17 protein-coding genes and 2 tRNA genes are annotated in these 19,252 nt (G+C 33.1%); 3 read left to right on the top strand and 16 right to left on the bottom strand.

Features of this window, described 5'->3' with window-relative positions:
- Positions 1-5: 5 nt before the first annotated feature.
- From EHE19_RS04885 to EHE19_RS04860, 6 genes are all read right to left on the bottom strand, one after another.
- Positions 6-80 (bottom strand) — tRNA-Glu (locus EHE19_RS04885).
- A 159-nt stretch (positions 81-239) separates the two neighbouring features.
- Positions 240-315 (bottom strand) — tRNA-Lys (locus tag EHE19_RS04880).
- A 658-nt stretch (positions 316-973) separates the two neighbouring features.
- Positions 974-2,251, bottom strand: coding sequence for an adenylosuccinate synthase (locus EHE19_RS04875; protein ID WP_137698123.1), 1,278 nt, complete (start codon positions 2,249-2,251; stop codon positions 974-976).
- A 297-nt stretch (positions 2,252-2,548) separates the two neighbouring features.
- On the bottom strand, positions 2,549-2,752 hold the full coding sequence (locus EHE19_RS04870; RefSeq protein WP_137698124.1) for a DUF1858 domain-containing protein: 204 nt from the start codon (positions 2,750-2,752) through the stop codon (positions 2,549-2,551).
- 101 nt (positions 2,753-2,853) lie between these two features.
- A complete protein-coding gene (locus EHE19_RS04865) occupies positions 2,854-3,408 on the bottom strand; it encodes a Fe-S-containing hydro-lyase (protein ID WP_137698125.1) in 555 nt (184 codons plus the stop codon).
- 45 nt (positions 3,409-3,453) lie between these two features.
- Positions 3,454-4,296 (bottom strand): fumarate hydratase, encoded by an 843-nt coding sequence (locus tag EHE19_RS04860; RefSeq protein ID WP_137698126.1) that lies wholly within the window; start codon positions 4,294-4,296, stop codon positions 3,454-3,456.
- A gap of 635 nt (positions 4,297-4,931) precedes the next feature.
- Here EHE19_RS04860 and EHE19_RS04855 point away from each other — a divergent pair.
- Together EHE19_RS04855 and EHE19_RS04850 are read left to right on the top strand one after the other, a co-directional pair.
- Entirely contained in the window at positions 4,932-5,315 is a 384-nt protein-coding gene (locus EHE19_RS04855) for a universal stress protein (RefSeq protein WP_137698127.1), read from the top strand.
- A 124-nt stretch (positions 5,316-5,439) separates the two neighbouring features.
- Positions 5,440-5,715, top strand: coding sequence for an HU family DNA-binding protein (locus EHE19_RS04850; RefSeq protein WP_137698128.1), 276 nt, complete (start codon positions 5,440-5,442; stop codon positions 5,713-5,715).
- A 183-nt stretch (positions 5,716-5,898) separates the two neighbouring features.
- Here the strand turns inward: EHE19_RS04850 and EHE19_RS04845 are convergent, their stop codons facing one another.
- The 5 genes from EHE19_RS04845 to EHE19_RS04825 all read right to left on the bottom strand — a co-directional run bounded on the left by EHE19_RS04845 (position 5,899) and on the right by EHE19_RS04825 (position 11,488).
- Positions 5,899-6,648, bottom strand: coding sequence for a response regulator (locus tag EHE19_RS04845; protein ID WP_137698129.1), 750 nt, complete (start codon positions 6,646-6,648; stop codon positions 5,899-5,901).
- A gap of 53 nt (positions 6,649-6,701) precedes the next feature.
- Positions 6,702-7,211, bottom strand: a complete 510-nt coding sequence (locus EHE19_RS04840) for a shikimate kinase (RefSeq protein WP_137698130.1) — start codon at positions 7,209-7,211, stop codon at positions 6,702-6,704.
- Positions 7,208-8,386 (bottom strand): chorismate synthase, encoded by a 1,179-nt coding sequence (aroC, locus tag EHE19_RS04835; protein ID WP_137698131.1) that lies wholly within the window; start codon positions 8,384-8,386, stop codon positions 7,208-7,210. The genes EHE19_RS04840 and aroC overlap by 4 nt, the downstream gene beginning before the upstream one ends.
- Positions 8,387-8,574: 188 nt before the next feature.
- Positions 8,575-9,855, bottom strand: coding sequence for a 3-phosphoshikimate 1-carboxyvinyltransferase (gene aroA / locus EHE19_RS04830; protein WP_137698132.1), 1,281 nt, complete (start codon positions 9,853-9,855; stop codon positions 8,575-8,577).
- Between the two features lie 478 nt (positions 9,856-10,333).
- Positions 10,334-11,488, bottom strand: coding sequence for a THUMP domain-containing class I SAM-dependent RNA methyltransferase (locus EHE19_RS04825; RefSeq protein ID WP_137698133.1), 1,155 nt, complete (start codon positions 11,486-11,488; stop codon positions 10,334-10,336).
- Positions 11,489-12,213: 725 nt separating this feature from the next.
- Here EHE19_RS04825 and gdhA point away from each other — a divergent pair.
- Entirely contained in the window at positions 12,214-13,551 is a 1,338-nt protein-coding gene (gene gdhA / locus EHE19_RS04820) for an NADP-specific glutamate dehydrogenase (protein ID WP_137698134.1), read from the top strand.
- A 197-nt stretch (positions 13,552-13,748) separates the two neighbouring features.
- Here gdhA and EHE19_RS04815 read toward each other — a convergent pair whose 3' ends face one another.
- The 5 genes from EHE19_RS04815 to dapF form a co-directional block, all read right to left on the bottom strand.
- Complete coding sequence (locus EHE19_RS04815) at positions 13,749-14,432, bottom strand: RluA family pseudouridine synthase (RefSeq protein WP_137698135.1); 684 nt, start codon at positions 14,430-14,432, stop codon at positions 13,749-13,751.
- Entirely contained in the window at positions 14,429-15,292 is an 864-nt protein-coding gene (locus EHE19_RS04810) for a class I SAM-dependent methyltransferase (protein ID WP_137698136.1), read from the bottom strand. The genes EHE19_RS04815 and EHE19_RS04810 overlap by 4 nt, the downstream gene beginning before the upstream one ends.
- A 25-nt stretch (positions 15,293-15,317) precedes the next feature.
- The gene (locus EHE19_RS04805) at positions 15,318-15,950 is read right to left on the bottom strand and encodes an HAD-IA family hydrolase (RefSeq protein ID WP_171003602.1); all 633 of its coding nucleotides are present in this window, start codon (positions 15,948-15,950) and stop codon (positions 15,318-15,320) included.
- A 632-nt stretch (positions 15,951-16,582) separates the two neighbouring features.
- On the bottom strand, positions 16,583-17,815 hold the full coding sequence (locus tag EHE19_RS04800; protein ID WP_137698138.1) for an LL-diaminopimelate aminotransferase: 1,233 nt from the start codon (positions 17,813-17,815) through the stop codon (positions 16,583-16,585).
- An 84-nt stretch (positions 17,816-17,899) separates the two neighbouring features.
- Positions 17,900-18,733, bottom strand: coding sequence for a diaminopimelate epimerase (dapF, locus tag EHE19_RS04795; RefSeq protein WP_137698139.1), 834 nt, complete (start codon positions 18,731-18,733; stop codon positions 17,900-17,902).
- Between the last annotated feature and the right edge of the window lie 519 nt (positions 18,734-19,252).

Genomic DNA, 19,252 nt, shown 5'->3' with positions numbered 1-19,252 from the left:
ATAAATGGTGACCCATAGGGGAATCGAACCCCTGTTATCGCCGTGAAAGGGCGGTGTCTTAACCGCTTGACCAATGGGCCTTACATAAAGCATCGTCTAACTTTCGCTGACTGACAAAGTATATTTTACTTAGGGTTCTTTGTTTTGTCAAGCATTTTTTTACTTTATAATACTATTTTTAATAATATTATTTTTCACTTAACATCTATATAATATACAAAAATAATATATAAAGCATTTGGTGACCCATCGCAGATTCGAACTGCGGACACCTTGATTAAAAGTCAAGTGCTCTGCCAACTGAGCTAATGGGTCATAACTTATGGTGTTTTCGACCACAGGTATAAATGATACTTAAAAACTTTACATTTGTCAACACTTTTTTTAATACTTTATAATAATAAATATTTTTTTGCATAAACTTTGTATTTAATTCAACAATATTACTCCACATATTTTTTTGAAATACTAAAACTAAAACAGTTAATAATACTAGATTATAGCCATTTATGTAAAGAATATAAGCATAATATTTATCTTTCCCAAATAAAAATAATAAATCCAATGTACCAAAGGTAATATATGCTATCTATAACTACACAATTTAGTAAGCATATTAAGTTTCCCTTTTTTAGTCATCAAGTAATCTTGATAGCAATACATAATTAAATCTTTCTTTTATAAAATCATACTTTTACTTTTATCTCTATATTTTTTTGTGATATTTTTATATGAGAAAAGTTAAATCACCTGCATAGTTTGCGTTATTCATAATCTATAATCCTCGTACAAAGTTGATTTCGAGCTAGCTAACAAACAACTTCAAACTCAAACTGCACTTTATATCACCATAAACTTTACTAACACAAATAGACGATATTTATATCACCATGATATAAATATCGTCTCGAATAGCTTAACCATAATTGTCTTTACACATCAGTTTATGACAAAACGTTTTTTCAATAATAAATTAGAGCTTTTGAATAATCTGTTCTCTGTCTTTTCCTACTCCAATCAAACCTATCTTTACACCCACAAGTTCTTCAATCCTATTAAGGTATATTTTTGCATTCTGAGGTAGTTCATCAAAAGACTTAATATTAGAAATATCTTCATTCCATGGTTCAAATACTTCATAAACCGGTTCACACTTTGCAAGTTCATTTAAGCTTGCAGGAAAGACTGTTGTTACTTTTCCGTCTTTTTTGTAGCCAACACAGAGTTTTATCTCATTTAGCTTACCAATTGTATCTACGTGGTTTATAGCAAGAGCAGTTAATCCATTAATCTTTGCAGCATATTTTATCATAACAGTATCAAGCCAACCACATCTTCTAGGTCTTCCTGTAGTAGTACCATACTCCCAACCTAATTCTCTGATTGTATCACCTACTTCATTATCTTGCTCAGTAGGGAATGGACCAGCTCCTACTCTTGAAGTATAAGCCTTCAAAACTCCATAAACTTCATTTATATATACCGGTCCAACTCCAGAACCAGTACATACTCCACCAGAAACAGGATTAGAAGATGTTACATATGGATATGTTCCAAAGTCAACATCCAAGAAATTAGCCTGTGCTCCTTCAAATAATATGTCTTTTCCTTGATCAATTGCATCAGCTAAAATACTAGTTGTATCAGCAACATATTTTCTAATCTGTTCTGCATAACCTAAATACTCATCAATTATGCTCTGAGCATCATAGGGCTTACCACCATATACTTTTTCTATTATAGCATTTTTAAGTTCAAGATTTAATTTAACTTTTTTAATAAACTCATCCTTTTCCATTAAGTCGCACATTCTTATTCCAGAACGTTCAATCTTATCAGCATAGCAAGGCCCTATTCCTCTTTTTGTAGTTCCAATTTTATTGCCCTCTGTTCTAAAATTCTCTTGGAGTTCATCTAGACCTATATGATAAGGCATAATAACGTGGGCTCTATCACTAATCAAAAGGTGATCTGTTGTTACGCCCCTGTCATTTAAATCCTTTATTTCTTTAAGCAATACTGCCGGATCTACTACAACACCATTTCCTATAATACATGTCTTATTAGTATGAAGTATTCCCGACGGAATCAGATGCAGAGCATATTTTGCTCCGTTAGCAACAATTGTATGTCCTGCATTATTTCCTCCCGAAAACCTCACAATAAAATCAGACTTTTCAGCAAGCATATCAATGTACTTTCCCTTACCCTCATCACCCCATTGAGTTCCAACAACTACTCTTACGGCCATTATACATATCCTCCTGTCTATTTAAATGCAATCGCTTATTTCCAGCTATAGTCTTTTTATCAATTGTTATCTAATTTACTAATCAACCTATTAAATTATAACTTAGTAAAAAGTATAATACAACAAAAACTCTTTTATTATATACAATTACAATAAAAAAAGAGACAATTACATAATTTAATTCAACTACAAAGCAATGCATCTGATTAAAAGCAGAACATTCATTGTGTTTAAATCGAATTTGTTAAAGTCTCTTTACAAAATATTAATTTATTTACATTTAAACTATTTATAAGCCTATTTTGATTCAAAATATTTATTTAATTCTTCAACCAACTTATCTGCATCTATTCCATGAACAGCACAAGCATCTTCAATACTTTCTCCTGAAGCTGATGGGCATCCTAAGCAATGCATACCGTTATTTAGAAATATTGGTGTAGTACCTCTATCCATATTTAATACATCTGAAATGATCATATCCTTAGTAACCTTTGCCATATGATAAACCTCCTTAAGAAATAATTACTTTTTCAAAAGTTATTATACACTAATAAAACTAAAAAATATATAGTTTATTCAAATTGAACATAATATAAAACTTATATGCACTTTCTATATTCATTTTTCCCAATTTCATATAAATTATTTCCATAGCTATCTATTATGACTGTTAGAGGGAAAGCTTCTACCTCCAACTTTCTTATTGACTCAGCACCTAATTCGGGAAAAGCTATGACTTCATGTTTTTTAACACATTCAGCCATCAATGCTCCTGCGCCACCTATAGCTCCAAAATAAACCGCACCAAATTCCTTCATTGCATTAATAACAGCTTCGTTTCTAATCCCTTTTCCTATCATTCCAGTTTGTCCAAGCTTAATTAAGGTAGGAGCATATGCATCCATTCTGTAGCTTGAAGTTGGACCAGCAGAACCAATAACCTCTCCATCTTTTGCAGGACAGGGGCCAACGTAATATATAGTTTGATTTTTAATGTCAAATGGCAGTTCCTTATTTTGATTAATTAATTCTATTAATCTCTTATGTGCGGCGTCCCTTGCTGTATATATTATTCCACTAAGCGAAACTGTATCTCCTGCTTTTAATTTCCTTGCCTCATCTCTGTTAAATGGTGCTATTATATTATAATGCATGTCTTTTCCTCCTGCTTATTAAGTATAGATATTTTCTATTGTTTTTTATAGTATAGTCTCTGCATGACGAGTTACATGACAGCTAATATTTATTGCCACTGGTAATCCAGCAATATGGGTTGGATATGTCTCAACATTTACAGCTAGTGCAGTATTAGTACCTCCTAGTCCAGCTGGTCCAATCCCTAGTTCATTTATTTTTTGAAGCATCTCATTTTCAAGGTCTCTAACATACTCTATTTTATTCCTTACATTAATTGGTCTCATCAATGCTCTTTTAGCAAGAATAGACGCTTTTTCCATTGTTCCTCCAATTCCTACTCCAACTACAATAGGAGGACATGGGTTTGGCCCAGCTTTGTCTACAGTTTCTAATATAAAGTTTTTTACCCCCTCTATCCCATCTGAAGGTTTTAGCATTTTCAGTGCGCTCATATTCTCACTGCCAAAACCCTTTGGAGCCAATTCTATTTTTAACGAATCTCCTGGAACAATTTCATAATGTATAATAGCAGGTGTATTATCTCCTGTATTCACACGGTCTATTGGATCTCTTACTACTGATTTTCTTAAGTAGCCTTCGTTATATCCTCTCCTAACACCTTCATTAATGGCATCTGACAGTCCACCACCGACTATATGCACCTCTTGGCCTATTGTCACAAAAACTACTGCCATTCCAGTATCTTGACATATGGCGACCTTCTTTTGCGCAGCTAAGTCTGCATTTATTAAAAGCTTATCCAGTACCTGCGCACCAATTGGAGATTGTTCATTTTTTAAGCCGTCTTTCATTGCTTGCTTTATATCTTCGTTTAGATAATAATTTGCATTCATGCACATATTTTTAACTGATTCAATTATTGTACTGACATTAATATCCCTCATGTTGTAAATAACCTCCATAAATAATAATTCCTCTAATTAACATACTGTTTTATATTAACGCTTTAGTCTATTAACTTCAACAATATTTTTTACTAATATTTTCTCAAAAATTTTTACTTTTTCAATAAACATATCTGCCCTTTATACTATACCACTTACTGAATACTCAACTCAAATGCTATATTTTACTACCTACTAATAGCAATATTCAAAAAAGTATTTCATTTTTGAATACAAAACTGCTGTTTTAGAGATAAATTAAGAATTAGCTATAGCTTTTTATAGATTTTTTGATTCATATTGCACTAATACTTAAGCATATCCTTATATCGTATAGAAACTCGTTAAATTGTATAACCTATACAAATTCAGCCAATGAATTAAGTACCTTTCTAATGTTGTGTAGAGGTCTGAATCTACTACGATTTGCTAATTCATAAAATTAGGTACCCACTTAGGAAAGTTCGTACTGGTAAATAACAGTAATCCAGTACTATAATTCTACCCTACGGTATTCAAAAAAATACAACGAGTTACTCTAAGACCAGAATAAATAGAATTTTTTGTTTCAGTAATATCCAAAGACAAAACAATAATATTTTAGTATAATAATATATATGAAGGGAGGTCATTAATTGAGTCAATCTGGTAGTAATATATTGGTTTGTGTAACTCAACAAAAAACATGTGAAAGACTTATAAGAAAAGCATTAGAGTTTTCTAGTGATAACGATTCAATATTTATAATACATGTTGCAAAAAATAATTGGAGTTTCCTAGACAATGAAAAGGAAGGTGAGGCACTAGAGTACCTTTTCGGTATCGCTAAGTCTATTGGTGCTAACCTTACAGTATTACGTTCTGATAATATAGTAGATACAATTGTTGATTATGCACTTGAAAACAAAATTGATATATTAGTCCTTGGTGATTCCAAGGGTGATCATAGTGAAAACTATTTTTATAAATCGTTAAAAGAGACTTTAAACGTCGTTGAAATACATGTTGTACCTAATTGATATATAAATTGTTAATTTTTTCTATATTTGATGGTACAATATTACTATTTTGGCTTGAAAGGCTTGACTTTAGAGTGTTTTCATTATAAAATAATGTCGAATTCCATTTTTAGGAGGTTGTACAATGAACAAATCAGATTTAATTAATTCGATAGCATCTAAATCAGGCTTAAACAAAAAAAATAGCGAAGCTGCTTTAAATGCTTTCATTTCTTCCGTAGAAGATGCTCTTAAGGCTGGTGACAAAGTCACTTTAGTTGGTTTTGGAACCTTTGAAGTTAGAGAAAGAGCTGAAAGAAAGGGTAGAAACCCACAGACTAAGCAAGAAATAACTATTCCTGCATCCAAAGCTCCAGTATTTAAAGCTGGAAAGGGATTAAAAGATAACGTTAACGCTTAATTAGTTACATAAAAGCCCTGATTTTTGTCAGGGCTTTTTGTATTGCTATAATAGACTATTTATTGCTCATTTACTTGCTTGCGCAACTTTCTTAGCTAAAAGAATATAAGTTCAGACTTATCAATATTTTAGTAAGAAACAATTGACAAGTTTGAACTTAGATAGACTTTTTTATTAATTTATTTAGTTATTTAATCGTATTTTTTCAATAAGCTGGCATATAGCCTGTGAGTTAGTTAATTTACACTCAGTATTACTGCTCTCTTTTACGCTTTCAAAGCAATTCCTGATAGCCCTCTCTACCTTTTGCACAGAAACTTTATTTTTATCAGCTATCGTTCGATAAATGCCTTTTGGCATAGCGCCAGTTTTACAGTATGTGTCAAATGCTGTTACTATAATATCTCTTATATAACTATAGCCAGTCATATGAGCCTTTAGGCCAGCTTCTCGCATATACTTTGTAGCTAAAACCTTTAGTTCATCATCATGATGATTTTTAGGTCTATTCTCAACATTTGTCTTTTGGGGTTCAGTGTTAAAATACTGCACTTTCTTTAAGTCAGAAAAAAGTTGCATTATTCTAGTAGCAATAACATTTTCATCAAATGGCTTTATTATATAATAGCTTGCCCCTAAATTCATAACTCTATTAATGTAATTCTCCTGACTTACAGCTGAAAAAACAATAAATATCGGCTTTTGAGTCTTAATATTGGTTTGAGCATACTCTAAGACAGCTACACCGTCCAGTTTTGGCATAATAATGTCCAACAGAACAACATCTGGGTTTTCATTGTTTATTTTCTCAATTGCTTCAACCCCGTCCCGAGCAGTAAAAACCGAAAATTTCTCATATTCAATTAGCTTATCGAAAAGCCTTTTTGCTGCTAATACATTATCGTCTGCTATTAAAATTTTTATCTTATTCATAGTATCTCTTTTTAACCTTTCCCCTTTTTAAGCTAATTATTGATACTAAAATATTAAGCATTATCTATCAATTTCAGTATCCTTTTACATAATTGTTGCGAATCCACAGAATTGCAATCTATACTTGCATCTGCATATTTACAATATAGGGGTCTTCTCTCATTATACAATTCCAATAAGCTTCCATTTGTTCTGACTAATTTTCTTGAGGAATCCATTCTTTCCTCTATAATATCATATTTTGCATCCAAAAATATAATAAAACCTAAAGATTTTAAATGGCTCATAGCCGTATCACTGTGTACAATACCTCCGCCAGTGGCAATTATACAATTACTTTGCTTTATTGATAGAACAACTTCATCCTGAATATTCAGAAAAAAATCACGCCCATGTTCTTCAACTATCTGTCTTGGGCTTTTACCTGTTTTTTCAACAATAAGATGGTCAGTATCAATAAATTTGTAATCAAGCATTTTTGCCAATAACTTTCCAGTAGTAGTTTTACCACAACCAGGCATACCAATCAGAACAATATTATCTGCACCATTTTTTTGTATCATAAATCATCCCACCTAGCATTCATGTCTGTAAGGCTCCTCATACCAGTTGACATTAAAATGCTATCAACCAATGCCATTCTTACCATTGCTTCACAAATGGGATAAACCCTTGGTACCAATGAAGGATCACTTCTAGATGCAAATTTATGCACTACTGGCTCAAGTGTTGCTACATTAACCGTTAACTGATCCTTTAATATTGTTGGGGTAGGTTTTACAGCAACACGTATTCTTATTTCCTCACCATTTGATATTCCCCCAAGCATCCCTCCAGCTCTATTTGTCTTGAATCGTATACGTCCTGTTTCTTCATCATAATAAGGTGTATCATTACATTCTGACCCTTTTTTTGATGCAACTCCAAATCCGTCTCCGAATTCGATTCCTTTTACCCCTCCAATAGACATTAATCCATGAGCAATAGTTGCACTAAGTTTGTCAAAAACAGGTTCACCTAATCCTGCTGGCACACCTTTTGCAATTATTTCTATTACTCCGCCACAGGAATCTCCTTCTTTTATAACTTCAAGTAAATCCTTAGTCATAAGTTCTGCTGCCTCAGCATCTGGGCAATTGATATCATTCATCCTATAGTTTTGCTTAGCCGTCTCATATGAAAATGGACCTGCTTTAATACCATGGGATTCAACTGTAAATGCTATAACATCAATACCCATGCTGTCCAAAATAATTTTAGCAACAGCACCGCCAGCCACTCTCGCAGCTGTTTCTCGCGCAGAAGCTCTTCCTGCACCTAAGTAGTCCGAATGTTCTCCATATTTCTTGTAATAGGTATATGCAGCTTGTCCAGGTCGTAATAGATCCTTATTGTCAGTATGCTGCTTAATATGATAATCACCAATATCGCTGCTAGGTATTAACATACAAACAGGAGCTCCCGTTGTTCTGTCATCCTGCATAACACCTGAAAAAATATATACCTTATCAGCTTCAGATCTTGGAGTCGCAAGCTTGGACTTACCGGGTTTACGCTTATCTAATTCTTCTTGAATAATATCAGCTGTTATCTTTAAGCCTGCTGGAACTCCATCTACAATTACTGCTAAACCACCCCAAAGTTCCGCAGGAATGTTAGCATTTTTTCTAAATGCTCCTGAATACGACTCTCCACAAGTAGTCACCCTAAATAATCTGCCAAATGTATTTCCTATCATATATAACCTCCCACGCCTAATCGGGCACAATAATTTTGTAAAAACTTCAGAGAAGAATCTCTGCTACGCAGAGGTAACTTGATTACTCAATCCACAAAAAGCTGTTCGCAGCTTTTTGATATGCGAAGAGAACTATGTATGCACCAATGTAAACTTCGCTTTTTTATTTAAATATAATTTATTATCAACTATTCATTAGTCTCACTAAGCTGAATTTTGCCGCCACAATTTTTTATACAATTCACAAAACTTGGGAAAGTAACATTCATTGCCTCGGCTGTATCTATTACTGTATTACCTGTTGAATTTAAACCCGCAATTGCTAATGACATTACAATTCTATGGTCATCATGTCCATTTAAATTACAACCCTTCAACTTGCTCTCCCTAATAATCAAGCCGTCTGGTAACTCTTTTATATCAGCGCCCATTTTAGATAGTTCAGTGCACATCACACTAATCCTATCTGTCTCTTTTAGTCTTGCCTGAGGCACATTTACAAGTCTTGTTTCTCCTTCAGCAAAGCAAGCTGCTACAGCCATAGCCGGCAGAGCATCTGGAATAGCATTCATATCTATCGTCCTACCATACAGTTTTTGTCCTTTAATGGTTATGTTGTCTTTGCCATATGTAACCTTTGCTCCCATATCCTCTAGTATAGCAAGAACATTCTTATCGCCTTGCGGGTCTGACATATCAAGATTTTCAAGAGTAATCTCCTGTCCTGATATTGCTGCAAGCACCATAAAAAAAGTTGCAGAAGAAAAATCACCAGGTATAGTACATTCAAAAGACGAATACTGCTGTTGTCCTGGAATAAAAAACTCTTTCATATTATTATGCGAATATTTAATTCCAAATTTATCTAACCACCATAATGTTAATTCAACATATGGCACCTCATTCAATCTTGTAACCTCAACATGCGTATCTTTCTCCAAAAGTGGAGCATTAATTAGAATTGAAGACAAGTACTGTGAAGTAACAGCATCTAGCTTTGTGAATCCTCCTGCTGCTCTTCCCTTAACTATAACTGGTGCAGAATCATTTCCTCTTGTAGTAAATGCTTCTCCCCCTAAATTATTAATGGCCTGAACTAATGGGCCAACTTGCCTTTTTCTTATTTGATAATCACCTGTAAAAACAGTATAACCTTGTACTAAAGCAGCTGTCATCATCCCAAGCCGTAAGCTGGTTCCAGAATTCCCCACGTCTATTATATTTTCTGGTACCCTTGGTATACTTCCAACACCTTCAGCTATATAGCAATTATTTATCAAATCATAGTTCGCACCAAAGGATTTGCATAAATTCACAGCTGATATGGAATCACTTGAGATAAGTGGGTTTTTTATTGTACTTTTTCCATTTGCTAACGCCGCAAAAAATAACGATCTTATTGTATGGGATTTAGAACCAGGTATACTAATTTTACCATTTACATCCGACTTAGTTACTTTTAAAAACATTAAGATCACCTACCATATTACTATATTTTTTTTACATGTCCGTGCTACAAAATTCTACAATTATATGTTATTATAAATATACTATTTTAGTCAATGTTTTTCCAATTTCATTCCTTACTTAGATTAATGAATGTTTTGTTTTAAAACAACATTTACTGTACTCCAATGAGAAATAGTATGCAAATATACTATAATCAATTGGAAGTAACTAAATAAAAAAATGCTACAACAAATAGTTGTCGAAAAGTAAATCTTTTTACAGCTACAGCCGAAGCAAGTAGCTGTAATCATAACTTAGAATATAAACTCTTTTCATTGCGGGTTAGCGGAAACATTTATTCTAAACTGCAATTATTTCAGAATCAATTACAATTAGGAACAATTCATAAATTATGTTGTACATATGCATTATTTTAAGCAGTCAACTAGATATTTAGCCAAGTTCTTGTTTTAACATTTTCTACTTATAACCTAAGTATTAGGTTATAAGCATATTTGTATTCTTTGGTGGTGGAGGTCCAAAATATTGATAAAAGTTGCAAAGCAGACTTCCATTATATAGCTTTCTTTTTTTATCTGCTTTCTTGCCAAAATGCTTTTCAAATTCTAAATCTGATGAAATAACATAATATGACCATGTATCAAACTTTCTAAATACTTTGCCCATTTCTTTGTACAAGCCCTTAACATAATCCATTTCCCCCAACCTCTCTCCATAAGGGGGATTACACATAATAACTCCATATTTATATCGTGAACTAATATCTGATACAGGCATTCTTTGCAAGTGAATTGCATCCTCTACACCTGCTTTTTTAGCGTGATACCTTGCTAAACTTATAGCCTCTTCGTCAATATCTGAACCATGTATTCTTAGATCAATATCCTCAATTATTGCATCATATGCCTCATCTCTGGCTTCATCCCATAAATCTTGCGGGATAAAATCCCACTTTTCGGATTCAAATTCTCTGCCAAGCCCAGGTGCAATGTTCTTTGCAATCATAGCTGCCTCTACTGGTATGGTCCCGCTGCCGCACATTGGATCAAGCAGAACTCTATCCTTATTCCAATGACTTATTAACAGCATAGCTGATGCTAAAGTTTCCTTTATAGGAGCTCCTCCAACAAGCTTTCTATATCCTCTCTTATGGAGTCCTGCTCCACTTGTATCAATAGATAATGTAACTGTATCCTTAAGTATAGCAACTTCAATCTTATATCTTGGCCCGCTTTCTTCAAACCATTCACATTTATATTTCTGCTTAAGCTTTTCTACAATAGCCTTCTTAACGATAGCTTGACAGTCAGAAACGCTAAAAAGCTTTGAGTTAATTGAATAACCCACAACAGGGAATTCAGCATTTACAGGTATTATTTCATCCCATGGCAGCGCTTTAGTTTGTTCAAAAAGTTCATCAAAAGTATAAGCCTTAAAATCTCCTATTTTTAATTGTACTCTACTGGCAGTTCTAAGCCATATATTTGTCCTGCATATTGCTAATTTATCTCCTGTAAATGTTACTTTTCCATCTTCTACTTTCTGTTCAAAATATCCAAGCTTTTTAAGTTCCCTAGCTGTAATTGCTTCTGTTCCAAATACAGATACAGCTATCAACTGTAATTTACTCATACTAACCTCCTACGCTACCTTAGGCAAAAACTGCTCCAATTATTTTCAGCGCTTATAATCAATTGTGTACGGTTAAAATACTAACAAAATATTCTATAACAATCAAGCTAAACCAGTTTAGTAGTAATTACCATAATTAAAATAAACTTTTCTTCACTGATAAACAAAAAAATATCTTTAAGTAACTATCCCATTTATCCAAGTTGTACTGGCCCATAAGTATTTAGCAATAAATTGTCTACATATAAACTTAGTTTTAATCAATTGGCATCACCAGTTAATGTATTTTAATAGCATAAAAATGACGCGCTTTTATCTATCACTTGCAATATTATTGTTTTTTTATAAAAACACCTTTCTCGTTTATTTTTTCGCATTTGTTCTTCAACCCGTGATTTTAAGGCATTTGTAAGACATTTCTATTTTTCTAAATAATTTTGCAGGAATAAAAATGAAATTATTCATTTTTTTGATTGCAATTATTAATATGTAATGGTATAATCTATAAAGTAAAAACGTTAACTTTGCAGCATGCTTTTACAAACAGCTAAATACCTGCGAAGTGCAAGTACATTAAGTTTATTATTTGGTTTACAATGGAGTAGCCATTAATATAAATATATTTGATTTATGTTTATAAATCCTCCTTGTAGCCAAAGATACAAAACATATACAATTTTTTATTAATTATTAAAATTCTAAAAACTTACGGGAGGGTTATTTAAATGAAAATTCTACAAAGTGTTATGGATCAAGTAAAGAAAAGAAATCCTAACGAACCAGAATTCCATCAAGCAGTAGAAGAAGTTCTTGATTCTTTAGAGGTTGTTGCAGAAAAGCACCCAGAATGGGTTGCAGCAGGAATATTTGACAGAATAGTTGAACCTGAAAGACAAATTATCTTCAGAGTTCCATGGGTTGACGATAATGGTAAGGTTCATGTAAATCGTGGTTTCAGAATTCAATTCAACAGTGCAATCGGTCCTTATAAAGGTGGTTTAAGACTCCATCCTTCAGTAAATGTAAGTATTCTCAAATTCCTTGGTTTCGAACAAATATTTAAAAATTCTCTTACTGGTCTACCAATAGGCGGAGGTAAAGGCGGAAGTGATTTCGATCCTAAAGGTAAATCTGATAATGAAATTATGAGATTCTGCCAAAGCTTTATGACAGAATTGTCAAAGCATATCGGTGCTGATACAGACGTTCCAGCAGGAGATATCGGAACAGGTGCAAGAGAAATAGGATATATGTATGGTCAGTACAAGAGACTTAGGAACGAATTTACTGGCGTATTGACTGGTAAAGGTCTTACTTGGGGCGGCAGCTTAGCAAGAACTGAAGCTACAGGATACGGTCTCTGCTACTTCATGGAAGAAGCTCTAAATGCAAAGGGTAAATCATTCAAGGATACTACAGTTGTAATTTCTGGTTCAGGAAACGTTGCAATATATGCTACTGAAAAGGCAACTGAATTAGGAGCAAAAGTTGTTGCATTAAGTGATTCAAACGGATACATATATGATCCAGATGGAATCAAACTTGATACAGTTAAACAAATAAAAGAAGTTGAAAGAAAACGTATCAGCGAATATGTTAAAATTCACAAGAACGCAACATATACTGAAGGTTGCTCAGGTATCTGGAGCATCAAGTGTGATATTGCTCTTCCTTGTGCTACTCAAAATGAAATTGACGAAGCATCTGCTAAATTATTAGTTGCTAATGGCTGCTATGCAGTTGGTGAAGGTGCAAATATGCCATCAACTCCAGGTGCTGTTGACGTTTACTTACAGAATAAGATTATATATGGACCTGCTAAAGCAGCAAATGCAGGCGGAGTTGCTACATCAGCTCTTGAAATGTGTCAGAACAGCATGCGTTATTCCTGGACATTTGAAGAAGTTGATGCTAAGCTAAAGGACATTATGGTTAATATATACAAAACTGTTAGCGAAGCTGCTAAAGAATATGGTATGGAAGACAATCTTGTTGCTGGAGCAAATATTGCAGGCTTCTTAAAAGTTGCTAATGCAATGTACGCTCAAGGTGTTGCATATTAATTTTATGTTTTAGATATTCAAAACGAGCTAAGGATATTTCCTTAGCTCGTTTTATTATTATGTTTATTATATAGATTCTATATTAAAAGTTGGGGTAGAACTGTAAACAAAATTATTGAACGTCAGATCTTTTTATCAAGTTATTAATTCTTTGTACATAAATTAATTTACATAATAATTATAATTTATAAAACATCTTAAATATAGTTATTTGTAAATTGTACCCATGGTTCAGCTTTTGGCGTTTCACAAATAAAGGTCATTTCTTCTTTTTTGGTTGGATGTAAGAAAGTTACCGAATATGCCCAAAGAGCAATTTGCTGCCCTGGTTTATTCACATCTGCACCATATCTTTGATCCCCAAATAATGTATGCCCAGCATTGGATAGCTGCACTCTTATCTGATGAGGTCTTCCAGTATGAAGCTGAACTTGCAATAAACTCAAATCCCCCTTTGACTTAAGAACCTCATAATCAAGAATAGCTTCTTTCGCCTCCTTCGTCCCTTCTGGAACCACAGAAACCATATTTTTTGAGCTATCTTTTAAAAGATAATCCCTAAGAGTACATTTCCGCTTTTTGGGAACACCTCTTACAATAGCAAGATATGTCTTTTTAAATATTCTGGTTCGTATTTGATCAGAAAGTCTTGATGCCGCTTTTGAGGTTTTTGCAAATACCATTATACCTCCAACCGGCCTGTCAAGCCTATGAACTAGACCAAGATAAACTTCTCCAGGCTTATTGTATCTTTCTTTTAAATCTTGTTTTAATACAGTCAAAATATCCAAATCATTAGTGTTGTCTTGCTGCACTGGCATATTTACTGGCTTTTCAACAACAAGCAAATGATTATCCTCAAAAATTATTTTTGGTATCACTCATTCTCCCACCTTCCATATATACCACATGGAAGTACAAGACCTGATTGGGTGACAGGAATACCTACCTCACCACAGCTATAAATACCTTTATTTTTGCTTCCTATAGTTTGTTTCAAAATATTGCCAAGTACTGTAGGAGAAAAGCCTGTTGTATATGAATTTATCAGGAAAAATAATGGATTGTCAGAAAGCACACCCATACATTGTTGAACAAAATTAAATAAAGAGTCTTCAATTTTCCATATTTCACCATTCGGACCTCTTCCGTAAGATGGGGGATCCATTATTATACCATCATATTTCTTCCCTCTCCGTATTTCTCTTTGAACAAATTTCATACAATCATCAGTGATAAATCTTACTGGTCTATCTGCCAATCCTGAAAGAGCTACATTTTCTTTTGCCCAGCCCACCATGCCTTTAGCCGCATCAACATGACATACCTCTGCGCCAGCATAAACAGCAGCAACTGTAGCTCCGCCTGTATATGCAAAAAGATTTAAGACCTTTATTGGTCTATTAGCCTTCTTTATTTTCTGTATCATCCATTTCCAATTTACTGCTTGCTCAGGAAACAATCCTGTATGTTTAAAACCAGTAGGTTCAATATAAAATTTTAAATCTTCAAAGCTTATAGTCCAACGATTAGGTATCTTTCGCTTATATTCCCAGTTTCCTCCTCCACTCTGGCTTCTATGATATTTTGCATCTGCTCTATTCCATATCTTTTTATCATTTTTAGGCCATATTATTTGCGGATCAGGTCTTCTAAGTATAATATCTCCCCATCTTTCAAGCTTTTCGCCATCTCCTGTCTCAATTAATTCATAATCCTTCCACTCATCTGCAAGTAACATTTTATTTCGTTTCCCCATTCTTGTATTATTTAATATTCATAATAATTTGTGTAATTTCATTTGGTTCGGATACTATAAAGTCTGGCTCTGCTTTTTCTAGCAGTTCTTTTGGATCAAATCCCCATAATACTGATATGATTTTTATTCCTATTTTCTTGCAAGCTTCAATATCCCTATATTCATCACCAATATATATTACCTCATCCTTTTTTACACCTAATTTTTTAATTAACCGATTAATAGTAACATGTTTATCAAAAAGGCCTCTTGATGATTGTATATTTTCAAATACTTTTATTTGGTTTGCTTCTAAAAAAACATTGATATTATCCAATGAATTTGATGACACTATGTTTAATTTGTAGCCCTTATCACAAAGCTGTTCTAGCAGTTCCTTAATTCCTTTAATTGGTTCAACATGTGCTGCATAATCATTAAACATACTTAACGCTTCCAATCCTAACTTCGGAAGCTTAAACTTAGGTATTTTTAAAACTTCAAGCCTCTTTTTCATAGGCAGCTTCAAAAGTTCTTTTATACTTTCTTCACTTAATGGCTGATAACCATATCTCTCAGCCATTTTATTGCCTACTTTTATAAATATATCAAGAGAATTTATCAGTGTACCATCTAAGTCAAAAATAACTTGAGATATCATTCTTATGTCCTCACCCCACATTTTTATAAAACAGTATACTAAAATGAACCTTACGCTCACTCTTTCAAATTAATATTACTATTGTGCATTTATTAATTAGTAAAAACTCTATATTATGTTTTGGCTTAAATATCTTAATTAAACTTCAATTATAAGACTCATGCTATCTTCTGATAGTAAATCTGAATTTCTCCAATTAAACTAATAATTATGTAAAATTAATAAATTATATTTAAATATAATTAGTATACCCCTATATTGACCATTTAACATAAATTGTATTCTTGAGTTAATGTTTATTATATCATAGAAATATTTGATATTAAAACAAATTTGCGCATAATCAAATTAACTGATTTATAAAACGATGTTCTATTTCTTAAAGCAAATTAATTTCTTTAACTCAACTTTTCATTTGCTTCCACAACTATAATTCTTAACTGGGAAATTTGCGTTTATATAAGTAAAGCCATGCTCTATAATAAAAGCAGGCTTTACTAGAAAATAACCTAATGTACTATTTAATTTTGAATGAAAGCGCAAATACTGGTACGCGAATACAACTTAGATTAATGTTTTTTGGATAAGGTTTAACATCTGAAATTTAAGCTTGAAAATTTGAATTTATCAAACTATATTTTCAGCCTTGTTTTAAATCTCTCCACAGCTGCTAATGTATTCTCCAAATTACCAAATGCAGTAAGCCTGAAATACCCCTGTCCACTAGGTCCAAATCCAACTCCTGGAGTTCCGACAATATTTGCTTCAGATAATAGTTTATCAAAAAACTCCCACGAATCCATTCCATTTGGAGTTCTCATCCATATATACGGTGCATTAACTCCTCCGAATACTTTTATTCCAATACTTTCAAGACCATTCTTTATAATTGAAGCATTATTTAAATAATAAGCAATGGTTTCTTTTACCTGCTTTTGACCTTCTTCTGAGTATATTGCTTCAGCCCCCCGCTGAACAATATAAGACACTCCATTAAACTTAGTAGCTTGTCTTCTGTACCACAATCTGTTCAAGCCAACCTCTTCTCCTTCAGATGTATAAACCTTCAATTCTTTTGGAATAACAACATATGCACATCTGGTTCCAGTAAATCCAGCTGTTTTTGAATAACTTCTAAACTCTATTGCAACTTCTTTTGCACCTTCTATTTCATAAATACTGTGAGGAACCTCTTCTTGGGTAATAAATGCCTCATATGCTGAATCAAATAATATTACAGATTTGTTCTTTGCTGCATAATCAACCCACACTTTAAGCTGCTCTTTTGTTAAAGTAGTTCCTGTGGGATTGTTGGGTAAACACAAATATATTAAATCGACCTTTTCTTTTGGTAATTCAGGAATAAAATTATTCTCAGCAGTACATGGCAGATAAGTAACATTGCTCCATTTGCCATTGCTGTACTCACCCGTTCTTCCTGCCATAACATTGCTGTCAACATAAACTGGATAAACCGGGTCTGTTACAGCTATTCTGCTATTTTGACCAAATAACTCTTGGATATTTGCCGTGTCACTTTTAGCTCCATCACTTACAAAAACTTCATCAATTTCAATATTAATTCCGCGTTTCTTATAATCAAATTCTATAATTTTATTTATCAAAAAGTCATATCCTTCATATTCAGGATATCCTTTGAAAGTTTCTACCCTAGACATATCATCTACTGCTTTATGCATTGCTTCGATACAAGCCATTGGAAGAGGACGAGTAACATCTCCAATTCCAAGTCTTATAATATCTGCAGCAGGATTCTGCTCTTTGAAAGCCGCAACTCTTTTACCAATCTCAGCAAATAAATAGTTACCAGGTAATTTTAAGTGGTTTACATTTACATATGTCATATTCTTTATTCCTCTCTTTTCAAAATTTATATTTAAATTGTAAACTTCTATTAAAAAGCTTCTATATAAAATAAAAAGCTTCTATTAAAGTTCTATTTCACCATCAAATACTTTCTCTGCTGGTCCAGTCATATATACATGATTATCCTTTTCTGACCATTCTATAAATAAGTCTCCACCAAGCAGCTTTATTTTAGCAACTCTCTCTGTTACTCCATTTAACACAGATGCAACAAGTGTTGCACATGCTCCAGTTCCGCAAGCGAGAGTTTCTCCTGCGCCTCTTTCCCAAACTCTCATTTTAAGTGTTGATTTATCTATTACTTGAACAAACTCTGCGTTTACTTTCCTTGGAAATAACTTATGAGTTTCCATTTTAGGACCCGCCTGGCATAAAGGGAAGTTCTCAACATCTTCAACATATGAAATTGCATGAGGGTTGCCCATTGAAACAGCTGTAACCTTAAATATATGGCCATCAATTTCAATAGGTTCAGCAATAAATCTATCTTTGCTACTTTCCACTGGTATTTCTTTTGGAGTCAGAATAGGTTCACCCATATCAACTCTGACTAAAACTACTTTGTCATCTTCAGTTTTCAATTCTAATACCTTAATACCCGCAAGCGTCTCTATCGTAATATTTGTTTTATTTGTAAGCTTATTATCAAAAACATATTTGCCGACACAACGGATTGCATTACCACACATCTCAGCCTCAGAACCATCCGAGTTAAACATTCTCATTCTAAAATCAGCCTTGTCAGAAGATAAAATAAGAACCAACCCGTCAGAACCAATTCCAAAATGTCTGTCGCTTACCTTCTTTGCCACTTCAAAAGGATTATCTAATATGTTTTTTGTACAATCAACATAAATATAATCATTTCCTAATCCCTGCATTTTTGTAAATTTCATACTAACCTCCTACAACCACTAAGGTAACAAAATATAATAAATTAATTAAGAATAAATTTAATATTGACTCAAAAACTCATAGGCTTGTAAAAACGTATTTCTTGATGCTAGTAAACTCAAATGATTACACAAGCCTATCTTTTGAAGCTGTTAAATCATATACTTTTCGCAAGCCTTTTTTGATGCTGGTTAACTCAAATGCTTAAGAAATCATTTTTAAAGATCAAAATTTCACAAGCTTTTCACTGGCATTTTTTAATAGAATGACTCACAAACTTGCAAAAACTTATTTTTTGAGGTTCATAAAAATATAGGCTTTCTAAAACCTATATTTTGAATCTCTCAACTCGCAAACTTGCAGAAACTTATTTTTTTAGGTTCGCAAAAATATAGGCTTTCTAAAACCTATATTTTGAATCTTGCATCTCTTAAACTTGCAAAAACTTATTTTTATGAGGTCCATAAAATCATATGATTTGGCAAGCTTATTCATTGAAGTTCATAACTCACATACTTGCA

The organism is Ruminiclostridium herbifermentans (assembly GCF_005473905.2).
GTDB classification, from domain to species: Bacteria; Bacillota; Clostridia; order Acetivibrionales; family DSM-1351; genus Ruminiclostridium; species Ruminiclostridium herbifermentans.
This window is presented reverse-complemented; position numbering and strand designations above follow the sequence as displayed.

Bases quoted from the DNA above. Each gene is read 5' to 3' on its own strand.
- EHE19_RS04875 (WP_137698123.1), bottom strand. From the start codon at position 2,251: ATGGCCGTAAGAGTAGTTGTTGGAACTCAATGGGGTGATGAGGGTAAG.
- EHE19_RS04870 (WP_137698124.1), bottom strand. From the start codon at position 2,752: ATGGCAAAGGTTACTAAGGATATGATCATTTCAGATGTATTAAATATG.
- EHE19_RS04865 (WP_137698125.1), bottom strand. From the start codon at position 3,408: ATGCATTATAATATAATAGCACCATTTAACAGAGATGAGGCAAGGAAA.
- EHE19_RS04860 (WP_137698126.1), bottom strand. From the start codon at position 4,296: ATGAGGGATATTAATGTCAGTACAATAATTGAATCAGTTAAAAATATG.
- EHE19_RS04850 (WP_137698128.1), top strand. From the start codon at position 5,440: ATGAACAAATCAGATTTAATTAATTCGATAGCATCTAAATCAGGCTTA.
- EHE19_RS04845 (WP_137698129.1), bottom strand. From the start codon at position 6,648: ATGAATAAGATAAAAATTTTAATAGCAGACGATAATGTATTAGCAGCA.
- EHE19_RS04840 (WP_137698130.1), bottom strand. From the start codon at position 7,211: ATGATACAAAAAAATGGTGCAGATAATATTGTTCTGATTGGTATGCCT.
- aroC (WP_137698131.1), bottom strand. From the start codon at position 8,386: ATGATAGGAAATACATTTGGCAGATTATTTAGGGTGACTACTTGTGGA.
- aroA (WP_137698132.1), bottom strand. From the start codon at position 9,855: ATGTTTTTAAAAGTAACTAAGTCGGATGTAAATGGTAAAATTAGTATA.
- EHE19_RS04825 (WP_137698133.1), bottom strand. From the start codon at position 11,488: ATGAGTAAATTACAGTTGATAGCTGTATCTGTATTTGGAACAGAAGCA.
- gdhA (WP_137698134.1), top strand. From the start codon at position 12,214: ATGAAAATTCTACAAAGTGTTATGGATCAAGTAAAGAAAAGAAATCCT.
- EHE19_RS04810 (WP_137698136.1), bottom strand. From the start codon at position 15,292: ATGTTACTTGCAGATGAGTGGAAGGATTATGAATTAATTGAGACAGGA.
- EHE19_RS04805 (WP_171003602.1), bottom strand. From the start codon at position 15,950: ATGATATCTCAAGTTATTTTTGACTTAGATGGTACACTGATAAATTCT.
- EHE19_RS04800 (WP_137698138.1), bottom strand. From the start codon at position 17,815: ATGACATATGTAAATGTAAACCACTTAAAATTACCTGGTAACTATTTA.
- dapF (WP_137698139.1), bottom strand. From the start codon at position 18,733: ATGAAATTTACAAAAATGCAGGGATTAGGAAATGATTATATTTATGTT.